Below are 12,425 nucleotides of genomic sequence, written 5' to 3'. Positions count from 1 at the left end.
TGCCGGTGAAATAGTGATGATAAAGCAGCAGCAATACCATAGTGAAGGGTAAGACCGTGAATTTGCGTGAAAAGTTCACTCAAGCGCCAGCGTTAAGGATAGCTCAGGGTGGGGGATAAGGCGGGGCAAGAGGAAAACCCGTGGGGCAGGCCCACGGGCGGAGCGAGGATCAGTCGCGGCGCGGACGTTCGCCACGCAGCAGGCCGGAGGCGCCTTCTGAGTAATCGCGCGGCATTTCTACCGGCGCCTGATCGTTATCGGCTTCGGCTTCGGTCAGGCGATAGCGGAACGGATTTTCCTGCATCGGCAGATCCGGCAACAGGTTGTTGGAGCTTTTCGCCATATGTTGATACAGCTGGCGATAATCTCGCGCCATGTTATCCAACAGCTCGGCGCTGCGGGCAAAATGGCCGACCAGCTCCTGACGATACTCTTCCAGCTCGGTTTTGCTCTTGTCCAACTCGTTTTGCAACACTTGTTGTTGACGTAATTTACGGTTACCAAAACGCATCGCTACCGCACCAATGGCGATGCCGACGACTAAACCAATCAGCGCATACTCCCAGGTCATGATGACTCCTATTTTGACTTCGTTGTTCCGCAGGGATTTTTCACTTAATAATATCCACTATAACCGTTAACCTTGTCCGAGTGGAATCCTGATAAGCCATAACCTGGCGTTTACAGGGTTTTTCAAGAGGCCGCGACGCGGGCATATGTGGCGATAACGGTGCGAAGCAGCATCAACATGCCGCGAAAATTTGCTAAATAATTTCTACGGGTTCTAAGGGAACATCGAACAGATGCAGGCATTATCACCGTTATCACGCTACCAGCAGGCGCTGGAGGCGGGGGAATACCAGGCCGATGAGGTTCAACGCCAGGCGGTTACCCGACTGGAGGGCATTTATCTGGCATTGCAGCAAATACCCGCGGCAAGCGTGCCGGCCGGCGGACTGCGCGGCAAGTTCAGCCGCTGGCTTGGCAAGGGCGATGTAACGGCCAGCCGACGTCCGGTGCAGGGGTTGTACATGTGGGGCGGTGTCGGGCGCGGTAAAACCTGGCTGATGGACATGTTTTTCCACAGCCTGCCGGGAGAGCGCAAACTGCGACTGCACTTCCACCGCTTTATGTTGCGGGTGCATGAAGAGTTGACCGAGTTGCAAGGACAGGAGAACCCGTTGGAGATTATTGCCGACGGTTTCAAGGCGCAGACCGACGTAGTGTGTTTTGACGAATTCTTCGTTTCCGACATCACCGACGCGATGCTGCTGGCCACGCTGTTGCAGGCACTGTTTGCTCGCGGCATCACGCTGGTGGCAACGTCGAATATTCCGCCGGACGATCTGTACCGCAACGGCTTGCAACGTGCGCGCTTCCTGCCGGCGATTGCCCTGATTAACGACTACTGCGATGTGATGAACGTCGATGCCGGCATCGATTACCGTTTGCGTACGCTGACTCAGGCGCATTTGTACCTGACGCCGCTCGACAGTCAAACCCGAGACACCATGGACCGGATGTTCATCAAGCTGGCGGGGAAGGCGGGGGAGGCTGCGCCGGTGCTGCAGGTCAATCACCGCCCGCTGCAGGCGATCCGCGCGGTGGACGGGGTATTGGCGGTGGATTTCCATACTTTGTGCGAAGAGCCGCGCAGCCAACTGGACTATATTGCGCTGTCGCGGCTGTATCACAGCGTCATGTTGTACAATGTGCAGGTGATGGGGCCGTTGAAGGAGAACACCGCCCGCCGCTTCCTGGCGCTGGTGGACGAATTCTACGAACGGCACGTCAAGTTGGTGATTGCCGCCGAAGCGTCGATGTTCGACATCTACCAGGGTGAGCGGTTGAAGTTTGAGTATCAGCGTTGCCTGTCGCGCCTGCAGGAGATGCAAAGCGAAGAGTATCTGAAGCTGCCTCATCTGCCTTGATGGCTCGGGGATCTGGTCGCCAGGATCCCCCGTTCTCCTCTCATCGGCGCTAAATTGCTTTTCCATTCAAAAAGCGTTCGATCTTTGTGAGCGACTTCTCTATAATCTTGCGACCCCACGTTACAACAAAGTTTTTTTCCCAAAAACTTTATAGTGCCGGCAATGGCTATTCGAAGGGGTAGGTTTGCTGGACTTGTATGGTCGTGTGAGCCTCAACTGTTTTCGAGCGTTTGGGTGTTCACCAACGTGTAACTAATTATTGGGTAAGCTTTCTAATGAAAACTTTTACAGCTAAACCAGAAACCGTAAAACGCGACTGGTTCGTTGTTGATGCAGATGGTAAAACTTTAGGCCGTCTCGCTACTGAACTCGCTCGTCGTTTGCGCGGCAAGCATAAAGCGGAATACACCCCGCACGTTGATACCGGTGACTACATCATCGTTCTGAACGCAGAAAAAGTTGCTGTAACCGGCAACAAGCGTACAGACAAGGTGTACTACCGCCACACCGGCCACATCGGTGGTATCAAGCAAGCGACCTTTGAAGAGATGATTGCCCGCAATCCTGAGCGCGTGATTGAAATCGCGGTTAAAGGCATGCTGCCAAAGGGTCCGTTGGGTCGTGCAATGTTCCGTAAACTGAAAGTTTACGCGGGCAACGAGCACACTCACGCGGCACAGCAACCGCAAGTTCTTGACATCTAATCGGGATTATAGGCAATGGCTGAAAATCAATACTACGGCACTGGTCGCCGCAAAAGCTCCGCCGCTCGCGTCTTCATCAAGCCGGGCAACGGTAACATCGTAATTAACCAGCGCAGCCTGGAACAGTACTTCGGTCGCGAAACTGCCCGCATGGTAGTTCGTCAGCCGCTGGAACTGGTCGACATGGTTGGCAAATTTGACCTGTACATCACTGTTAAAGGTGGTGGTATCTCTGGTCAAGCTGGTGCTATCCGTCACGGTATCACCCGTGCACTGATGGAATATGACGAGACTCTGCGTGGTGAGCTGCGTAAAGCTGGCTTCGTCACTCGTGACGCTCGTCAGGTTGAACGTAAGAAAGTCGGCCTGCGTAAAGCACGTCGTCGTCCGCAGTTCTCCAAGCGTTAATTTTTACTGCTTCGGCAGTGGAGTTTACGCCAAAAACCCGGTGCTTCACCGGGTTTTTTTATGCCTGAAAATCACCTTCTCTCGACTAAAATCTGTGGTATATCAGACAATTCAACACGAAATCACCGCACAGTCCCCACAAAACAAGCAAAATCTGGTAAACTATCATCCACTTTTGCGCCTGTTCGCCATGCAGCTGTCGTCAGTCTACCTCCGCGTCCTGTTTTAGACCCAGGGTTTATCTGTGTGCTGCTGGCCAGCGGTCAAGATCATTCAGGATAGCAGCCTGGTAACCCGATAGATTTCAGGGTGCAGCAAGGCGGCAACCGAACGAATCCCCTGGAGCTTAGATTGCTAAGTGACTGGGGGTGAGAGAGGGAAGCCAACACAGCTGCGACATGAAAGATGAAGGGAAGTTGGCTATTCGCAGTATTTTCTAGATAAACTTGGAGGTTTTCATGGCTGTCGCTGCCAACAAACGTTCGGTAATGACGCTGTTTTCTGGCCCGACCGACATTTTTAGCCATCAAGTACGTATCGTACTGGCGGAGAAAGGTGTCAGCGTCGAGATTGAGCAGGTTGAGTTGGATAACCTGCCGCAGGATCTGATTGACCTCAACCCGTACCAGACGGTGCCTACGCTGGTTGATCGCGAGCTGACCCTGTATGAATCCCGTATCATCATGGAATACCTGGATGAGCGCTTCCCGCACCCGCCGTTGATGCCGGTTTATCCGGTCGCTCGTGGTGAAAGCCGCCTGATGATGCTGCGTATCGAGAAGAACTGGTACTCGCTGATGTACAAAATCGAGAAGAGCAATGGTCAGGAAGCAGAATCGGCTCGCCGTCAACTGCGCGAAGAGCTGTTGGCGATTGCCCCGATCTTTGGTCAGACCCCTTACTTCATGAGCGAAGAGTTTAGCCTGGTGGATTGCTACCTGGCGCCACTGCTGTGGCGTTTGCCGCAGTTGGGCATTGAACTGAGCGGTGCCGGTTCCAAAGAGCTGAAAGGCTATATGACTCGCGTGTTCGAGCGCGACGCCTTCTTGGCCTCCCTGACCGAAGCCGAGCGCGAAATGCGCCTGCAGACCCGGGGCTAAGCGTCATGGATATGTCTCAGATGACCCCGCGCCGTCCGTACCTGCTGAGGGCGTTCTATGACTGGTTGCTTGATAATCAGTTGACTCCGCATCTGGTGGTGGATGTAACGCGCCCTGACGTGCAGGTTCCGATGGAGTTTGCCCGCGATGGTCAGATTGTCTTGAACATTGCGCCACGTGCGGTAGGCAGCCTGGAGTTAGGCAACGACGAAGTGCATTTCAACGCGCGTTTCGGTGGCGTGCCACGTCAGGTTTCGGTGCCAATGGCAGCGGTACTGGCGATTTATGCGCGTGAAAATGGCGCAGGCACCATGTTTGAACCGGAAGCCGCCTATGAAGCGGAAGGCACCTTTGAAGGCATGGACAATGAGACGATCCCATCGGAAAGCTTGATGTCGGTGATTGATGGCGATCGCCCGGACGTGAGTGATGACAACGAGCCCGACGATGAACCGCCACAGCCGCCGCGCGGTGGCCGTCCGGCGCTGCGCGTGGTGAAATAATCCCGCAGCAATGAACAGCAAAGGTCGCTCAGGCGACCTTTTTTATTGCCCCTGATCCTGCCGAACAATCCGTTTTTCACGATGCAGGCAACCGTTCTATCGGGTGCAGAAGACGGCGGTGGTTGCGTGTGCGGAAAAGCAAAGGGCCCGGTATTGAACCGGGCCCTTGAGGTGTGAAACAGCAGAAGGGATATTACACTTCCAGATAGCTCATGATGCCATCGGCAGCTTTACGGCCTTCGGCAATCGCCGTGACGACCAGGTCTGAACCGCGCACTGCATCGCCACCGGCGAAGATTTTCGGGTTGCTGGTCTGGAAGGCGTTATCGGTGCCTTCCGGCGCCACAATGCGGCCCTGCTTGTCGAGTTGAACGTCATGTGCCGCCAGCCAATCCATCTTGTGCGGACGGAAACCAAACGCCAACACGACGGCATCGGCATCGATCACGTGCTCGGAACCCGGCACTTGCTCAGCGACCTGACGGCCATTGGCATCCGGCTCACCCAACTGGGTACGAACCATTTTCACGCCGGCGACGCGGCCGGCGCTGTTCAGTTCGATGCTCAGCGGCTGCAGATTGAATTTGAATTCAACCCCTTCCTCACGCGCATTTTTCACTTCGCGTTTGGAACCCGGCATGTTGGCCTCATCACGACGGTAGGCGCAGATAACCTGAGTTGCACCCTGACGGATAGAAGTGCGCACGCAGTCCATCGCGGTATCGCCACCGCCCAGAACCACAACGCGCTTGCCTTCCATGTTGACATAGGGTTCGTGCTGCTCGGCTTCATAGCCCATCAACTGCTTGGTATTGGCGATCAGGAATGGCAGCGCGTCATAGACGCCCGGCGCTTCCTCGTTCTCCAATCCGCCGCGCATCGACTGATAGGTGCCGACGCCAAGGAACACGGCGTCAAACTCGTTCAGCAGCGCATCCATGGTGATGTCCTTGCCCACTTCGGTATTCAGCTGGAACTCAATGCCCATCTCGCTGAAGATGCCGCGGCGTTTCACCATCACTTCTTTTTCCAGCTTGAAGGCCGGAATACCGAAGGTCAGCAACCCGCCGATCTCCGGATGACGATCGTAAACCACCGCTTTCACGCCGTTACGGGTCAACACGTCGGCACAGGCCAAACCGGCTGGACCGGCACCGATCACCGCTACGCGCTTGCCAGTGGGCTGCACGTGAGACATGTCCGGCTTCCAGCCCATTTCGATCGCTTTATCGCTGATATAACGTTCGATGTTGCCGATGGTCACCGCACCAAACTCGTCGTTCAGGGTACAGGAACCTTCGCACAGCCGATCCTGCGGGCAGACGCGGCCGCACACTTCCGGCAGGCTGTTGGTCTGGTGCGCCAGATCCGCCGCCTCCATGATGCGGCCTTCGTTCGCCAGCTTCAGCCAGTTCGGGATGTAGTTGTGAACCGGGCATTTCCATTCGCAATAAGGGTTACCACAGGAAAGACAACGGTCCGCCTGCGCTTTCGCCTGAGTTTCCGAAAACGGCTCGTAAATCTCTACAAACTCAATTTTACGGATCTTCAGCGGTTTTTTTGGCGGATCAACGCGCTGCAGGTCGATAAATTGATAAACATTCTGACTCATTAATGACCTCTTACTGCGCCTGAACCCGCAGCTCGGCTGCGGAACGACTACGGTGACCCAACAATGCTTTGACATCACTGGACTTCGGCTTGACCAGAGCGAACTTCGGCGCCCATTCCGGCCAGTTGGCCAGAATCTCTTCCCCGCGCGCAGAACCGGTCGCTTGCACGTGTTCGGTAATCAAACCGCGCAGGTGCTCCTCATGAATGGCCAGTTGGTCGACATCCAATACCTCCACCAGCTCTGGGTTCACGCGTTTGCGGAATTCGCCATCTTCATCCAGCACGTAAGCGAAGCCACCGGTCATGCCCGCACCAAAGTTGATGCCGGTTTTACCCAGCACGCAGACGATGCCGCCGGTCATGTATTCACAACCGTTATCACCAATGCCTTCAACTACGGTGATGGCACCGGAGTTACGCACCGCGAAGCGCTCGCCCGCACGGCCTGCAGCGAACAGCTTGCCGCCGGTGGCACCGTACAGACAGGTGTTGCCGATAATGCTCGCTTCATGGCTGCGGAAGGCAGAACCAATCGGTGGGCGTACGGCGATACGGCCGCCGGCCATGCCTTTGCCGACATAGTCGTTGGCGTCGCCGGTCAGGGTCAACTCAACGCCGCCCGCATTCCATACGCCGAAGCTCTGGCCAGCGGTGCCTGAGAAATAGGCCTTGATCGGGTCTGCTGCCATGCCCTGATCGCCATGTACGGTAGCAATAGCGCCGGACAGGGTGGCACCCACTGAACGGTCGGTGTTACGGATATCGAAGTAGAAGGTCTTGCTCTGCTTCGCTTCGATATGCGGTTCCGCCTGCGCCAGCAGATCTTTGTTCATCGACCCTTTGTCGAACGGCGGGTTGCTGCTTTCGGTGCAGTACAGCGCCTTGCCTGGATGCGGCGTTGCGGTCTTCAGCAGCGGCGACAGATCCAGTTTGTTCTGCTTGGCGGAGATGCCGTCCAGCTCGGTCAGGAACTCAGTGCGGCCAATCAGATCAACCAATTGGCTGACACCCAACTGCGCCATGATCTCGCGGGTTTCACGCGCGATGAACTGGAAGTAGTTGGTTACGCGTTCCGGCAGGCCGTGATAGTGATCGCGGCGCAGTTTTTCATCCTGAGTCGCCACGCCGGTTGCGCAGTTGTTCAGGTGACAGATACGCAGGTATTTACACCCCAGCGCCACCATCGGGCCGGTGCCGAAGCCGAAGCTTTCTGCGCCGAGGATCGCCGCTTTGACGATATCCACGCCGGTTTTCAGGCCGCCATCCACCTGCAGGCGGATTTTGTGGCGCAGGCCGTTAGCCACCAGCGCCTGCTGAGTTTCCACCAGGCCCAGTTCCCACGGGCAACCGGCGTATTTCACCGACGACAGTGGGCTGGCGCCGGTGCCGCCGTCGTAACCGGCGATGGTGATCAGATCGGCATAGGCTTTCGCCACGCCGGTAGCGATGGTGCCGACGCCCGGTTCGGAAACCAGTTTCACCGAGATCATCGCCTTCGGGTTGACCTGTTTCAGGTCGAAAATCAGCTGGGCCAGATCTTCGATCGAATAGATGTCATGGTGCGGCGGTGGAGAAATCAGGGTCACGCCCGGCACCGAATAACGCAGCTTGGCGATATAAGGCGTCACTTTGTCGCCAGGCAACTGGCCGCCTTCACCCGGTTTTGCCCCTTGCGCCACCTTAATTTGGATCACGTCGGCATTCACCAGGTAGGCCGGCGTCACGCCGAAACGGCCGGATGCCACCTGCTTGATGCGTGAAACCTTGTTGGTGCCGTAACGCGCAGGATCTTCGCCGCCTTCACCGGAGTTGGAGAAACCGCCGAGGCTGTTCATGGCGATGGCCAGCGATTCGTGGGCCTCCGGGCTCAGTGCGCCGATCGACATGGCCGCGGTATCGAAGCGTTTGAACAGCGATTCTGCCGGTTCAACCTGGTCGACCGGGATCGGCGTGCCCTGCGGCGTAATGGCCAGCAGGTCACGCAGCATGGCGACCGGGCGTTCATTCACCAGTTTGGCATAAGCCTGATAGTCGCTGTATTTGCCGCTGTGTACCGCAGTTTGTAAGGTGCTCACCACGTCAGGGTTGTACGCATGGTACTCGCCGCCGTGGACGAACTTCAGCAGGCCGCCCTGTTCCAGCGGTTTGCGTTTCAGCCAGGCGCGCTTGGACAGGTTCTGCAAATCCTGCTGGAAGTCGCTGAAGCTGGCACCGCCGATGCGGCTGACTGCACCCTGGAAGCAGAGATCGGACAGATCACGATGCAGGCCGACCGCTTCAAACAGTTTGGCGCAGCGATAAGAGGCGATAGTCGAGATGCCCATTTTGGACATGATCTTGTACAGGCCTTTATTGATGCCGTTGCGGTAGTTCAGCATCACCTCGCGGTATTTCTTGTCGATCGCCTGGGTATCTACCAGTTTGGCCAGCGTTTCGTAGGCCAGGTATGGGTAGATCGCGGTCGCGCCGAAGCCCAACAGCACGGCGAAGTGGTGCGGATCGCGGGCGCTGGCGGTTTCAACGATGATGTTGGCGTCGCAACGCAGGCTTTTCTCTACCAAACGGGTCTGGATCGCGCCTACGGCCATCGGTGCAGGCACCGGCAGACGGTTGGCGGCGATAGCGCGATCGGACAGCACCAGCAGCACGGCGCCGTCGCGGACTTTACGTTCCGCTTCGTCGCACAGGGCACGGATAGTCTGCTCCAGATCCTGTACTGCGGGATCGAAGGTCAGATCGAGCGTGTCAGCGCGATAATATTCGCCTTCCAGCGTGGTGAGCTGCTTGAAGTCGGAGTAGAGCAGGATCGGCGATTTGAAGCTCAGGCGGTGTGCCTGGCCTTCGGCCTCGCAGAACACGTTCATTTCGCGGCCGATGCTGGTCGCCAGCGACATCACATGCGCTTCGCGCAGCGGGTCGATGGGCGGGTTGGTCACCTGCGCGAACTGCTGGCGGAAATAATCGTAAACGATGCGCGGGCGGCTGGAGAGCACGGCAAACGGAGTATCGTCCCCCATCGAGCCGGTGGCTTCCTGGCCGATCTCGCCCAGCACGCGGATCACCTGATCCAGCTCTTCGCTGCTGTAGCCGAACTGTTTCTGATAGGTCTCGAGCTGCGAATCGTCGAGCTCACGGCTGCCGACTTGATCTTCAGGCAGATCCTCGAACGGCACCAGGCGCTTGACGTTCTTTTCCATCCATTCTTTATATGGGTGGCGGCTTTTCAGATCGTCGTCGGTTTCGGCGGAGTGCAGGATCTTGCCGCTGCGGGTGTCGATCACCATCAGCTCGCCAGGGCCAACGCGGCCTTTTTCCACCACTTCATCCGGCTGGTAATCCCAGATGCCGACTTCGGAGGCGCAGGTGATCAGTTTGTCTTTAGTTATCACATAACGCGCCGGGCGCAGACCGTTACGATCCAGGTTACAGGCGGCGTAGCGGCCATCGGACATCACGATGCCTGCCGGGCCGTCCCACGGCTCCATATGCATCGAGTTGAAGTCGAAGAAGGCGCGCAGGTCGGTGTCCATGTCCGGGTTGTTCTGCCAGGCCGGCGGCACCAGCAAACGCATGGCGCGGATCAGGTCCATGCCCCCCGCCAGCAGCAGCTCCAGCATGTTGTCCAACGAGCTGGAGTCGGAACCGGTTTCGTTAACGAAGGGGGCGGCGGTTTGCAAATCCGGGATCAGCGGCGTCTGGAATTTATAAGTACGGGCGCGCGCCCATTGGCGGTTGCCGGTGATGGTGTTGATCTCACCATTGTGCGCCAGATAACGGAACGGCTGTGCCAACGGCCAGCGCGGCACGGTGTTGGTGGAGAAACGCTGATGGAACAGGCAGATGGCCGATTCCAGGCGCAGGTCCGCCAGATCGAGATAGAAACGCGGCAGATCCGCAGGCATGCACAAGCCTTTATAGATCGTGACCAGATTCGAGAAGCTGCAAACATAGAAGCTGTCGTCCTGAACGCGCTTTTCGATACGGCGACGCGCCACAAACAGGCGGCGTTCCATATCGCGCGGGCGCCAACCTGCCGGGGCGTTCACGAAGATCTGTTCAATGCGCGGCAGGGAAGAGAGGGCGATTTCACCCAAAACGTCCGGGTTGGTCGGCACTTCACGCCAGCCGACGACCGACAGCGTTTCATTTTGCAGCTCTTCTTCCACAATGCGGCGGCTGGCACGGGCTTCCTCTTCGTTCTGGCTGAGGAACATCATGCCAACGGCGTAGTTCTTGGCTAAACGCCAGCCGCGCTCTTCCCCGACCATGCGGAAAAAGCGATCGGGCTTTTGCAATAACAGGCCGCAACCGTCGCCAGTCTTGCCGTCAGCAAGAATTGCGCCACGGTGCTGCATACGGGCCAGCGCGTGAATAGCAGTTCGCACCACCTTGTGGCTAGGTTCGCCTTCTATGTGGGCGATTAGGCCGAAACCACAGTTGTCCCTCTCAAGGGATTTATCGTACAACATATCAGTGAACCTCCCCAGGCTCTGCGTGACTCTTACAACCAACTGCGAGGGGGCTTCCCAACGTCAGGCGGAAGTCCAATCAGCAAGGTTACTATCGCCGATCTGCTTTTCCGCCCTCCATCAATGGCCTCTCGTGACGGTTCTCACAAGTGGTGAATGACTTGTTTTAAGAGGGAGTCTTAAATAACTGCATAAATATGACGAGACGTTTGCCCGTCCAGAAAGCTTCCAGCGGACTTCCAACTTAGCGAGAAAGAATACGCAGGTCAAATATAGGCTTAAGAGGGTTTTTTATTGAAAAAATTCAGGTTATCTTCTTGAATTTTAATGGTTTTTACATGAATTTACGGTGACGGTGAGGAGCGTCCGGCTCCAGGGAAATGTGAGCTGTCTCACTATAGTGCAACCTCTGAATCTCTGCACCATGCTAGTGCGGGTAGGAATGTCAGAATTTTATTCTATTAAGTTATGCTTTCTTGTTATTTGTAACTATTTTTCATCGCTTTGTCATAATGGCGTTAACGGTTGCGTGAGAATAAGAAAAATTCATAGTGGCTCGGGTGATTTTATTTGCATTTATAATGAATAGTTATGCCTGGTGAAGCCTTGCGGGGAAAGCGTTGATCTCTGTCATCGCGGGAAAAGCCGTTTCTTATTAGCATCACGGGCTTTGAGGACAGAGAAAGACAAGATTATGCAGTTGCCGCAATTAGTCAATATGTTTGGCGCCGATCTCCAGCGCCGGTACGGCGAAAAGATCCATAAGCTCACGCTGCACGGCGGTTTCAGCTGCCCAAATCGTGACGGTACCCTGGGGCGCGGCGGCTGTACCTTCTGCAACGTGGCCTCCTTTGCGGACGAACGGATGCAGCGCCAGAGCATTGCCGAACAATTGACGATACAGGCCGGCAGGGTCAACCGCGCAAAACGTTACCTGGCCTACTTTCAGGCGTATACCAGTACTTATGCAGAAGTGAGCCTGCTGGCGGACATGTATCGTCAAGCGCTGGCACAGGCCGATATGGTCGGAATCTGCGTTGGCACGCGGCCGGACTGCGTACCTTCTGCCGCGCTGGATCTGCTGGCGGGTTACCTTGAACGAGGGTATGAGGTTTGGCTCGAGTTGGGTCTGCAGACTGCGCACGATAAAACGCTGAAGCGCATTAACCGCGGCCACAATTTCTCCTGTTATCAGCACACCGCCCGACTTGCGCGCGAACGCGGGTTGAAGGTGTGCAGCCACCTGATCGTCGGTTTGCCGGGAGAAACGGCGGCCGATCATCTGGCTACGCTGCGGCAGGTGGTGGACAGCGGCGTGGATGGCATCAAGCTGCACCCGTTGCATATTGTTGCCGGCAGCACCCTGGCAAGAGCCTGGCGTGCCGGGCGGATGCCTGAACTGTCGCTGGAGGAGTACGCTGCCAGCGCCGGGGAGATGATCCGCCATACGCCGAAAGAAATTGTCTATCACCGCATCTCCGCCAACGCCCGTCGACCGACGCTGTTGGCACCATTATGGTGCGAAAACCGCTGGAACGGCATGCAGGCGGTCGGTGGTTATCTGCAGCGATATGGCGGGCAGGGCAGCGGTTTGGACGAAAAGCGGCAATATCGCCCTTGATCGCTGTTTTGATTTGCAAACTTTCCCACACTTCGGCGTTTGCTTCCTTATCTCACCGAGGTTTTACGGTATGAT

Annotated in this window: 9 protein-coding genes; 6 read left to right on the top strand and 3 right to left on the bottom strand. The window is 56.5% G+C overall.

Features of this window, described 5'->3' with window-relative positions; genetic code table 11:
• Positions 1-169: 169 nt before the first annotated feature.
• Positions 170-571: a Z-ring associated protein ZapG gene (gene zapG / locus V2S86_RS19015; protein ID WP_006317094.1), complete on the bottom strand. Its 402-nt coding sequence runs from the start codon at positions 569-571 to the stop codon at positions 170-172.
• 232 nt (positions 572-803) lie between these two features.
• Here zapG and zapE point away from each other — a divergent pair, with 232 nt between their 5' ends.
• The 5 genes from zapE (at position 804) to sspB (ending at position 4,646) form a co-directional block, all read left to right on the top strand.
• Positions 804-1,931 carry a cell division protein ZapE gene (gene zapE / locus V2S86_RS19010; RefSeq protein WP_330763706.1) on the top strand — a complete coding sequence of 376 codons (1,128 nt, stop codon included), beginning with the start codon at positions 804-806 and terminating at the stop codon, positions 1,929-1,931.
• A gap of 275 nt (positions 1,932-2,206) precedes the next feature.
• Positions 2,207-2,635 carry a 50S ribosomal protein L13 gene (rplM, locus tag V2S86_RS19005; RefSeq protein WP_004948491.1) on the top strand — a complete coding sequence of 143 codons (429 nt, stop codon included), beginning with the start codon at positions 2,207-2,209 and terminating at the stop codon, positions 2,633-2,635.
• A gap of 15 nt (positions 2,636-2,650) precedes the next feature.
• Positions 2,651-3,043 (top strand): 30S ribosomal protein S9, encoded by a 393-nt coding sequence (gene rpsI, locus V2S86_RS19000; RefSeq protein ID WP_006317091.1) that lies wholly within the window; start codon positions 2,651-2,653, stop codon positions 3,041-3,043.
• 458 nt (positions 3,044-3,501) lie between these two features.
• Positions 3,502-4,143, top strand: a complete 642-nt coding sequence (gene sspA / locus V2S86_RS18995) for a stringent starvation protein SspA (protein WP_006317088.1) — start codon at positions 3,502-3,504, stop codon at positions 4,141-4,143.
• Between the two features lie 5 nt (positions 4,144-4,148).
• Entirely contained in the window at positions 4,149-4,646 is a 498-nt protein-coding gene (sspB, locus tag V2S86_RS18990) for a ClpXP protease specificity-enhancing factor (protein WP_126485480.1), read from the top strand.
• 193 nt (positions 4,647-4,839) lie between these two features.
• On the opposite strand, the gene V2S86_RS18985 is transcribed toward sspB, so the two are convergent.
• Together V2S86_RS18985 and gltB are read right to left on the bottom strand one after the other, a co-directional pair.
• Positions 4,840-6,258, bottom strand: coding sequence for a glutamate synthase small subunit (locus V2S86_RS18985; RefSeq protein ID WP_212557200.1), 1,419 nt, complete (start codon positions 6,256-6,258; stop codon positions 4,840-4,842).
• A gap of 10 nt (positions 6,259-6,268) precedes the next feature.
• The gene (gltB, locus tag V2S86_RS18980; RefSeq protein ID WP_330763705.1) at positions 6,269-10,729 is read right to left on the bottom strand and encodes a glutamate synthase large subunit; all 4,461 of its coding nucleotides are present in this window, start codon (positions 10,727-10,729) and stop codon (positions 6,269-6,271) included.
• Positions 10,730-11,423: 694 nt separating this feature from the next.
• On the opposite strand from gltB, the gene V2S86_RS18975 reads away from it, so the two are divergent.
• Positions 11,424-12,350 (top strand): TIGR01212 family radical SAM protein, encoded by a 927-nt coding sequence (locus V2S86_RS18975; protein ID WP_330763704.1) that lies wholly within the window; start codon positions 11,424-11,426, stop codon positions 12,348-12,350.
• The last annotated feature ends 75 nt before the right edge of the window (positions 12,351-12,425 follow it).

The sequence above is a fragment of the Serratia sp. C2(1) genome (assembly GCF_036352655.1).
Classification (GTDB): domain Bacteria; phylum Pseudomonadota; class Gammaproteobacteria; order Enterobacterales; family Enterobacteriaceae; genus Serratia; species Serratia inhibens.
This window is presented reverse-complemented; position numbering and strand designations above follow the sequence as displayed.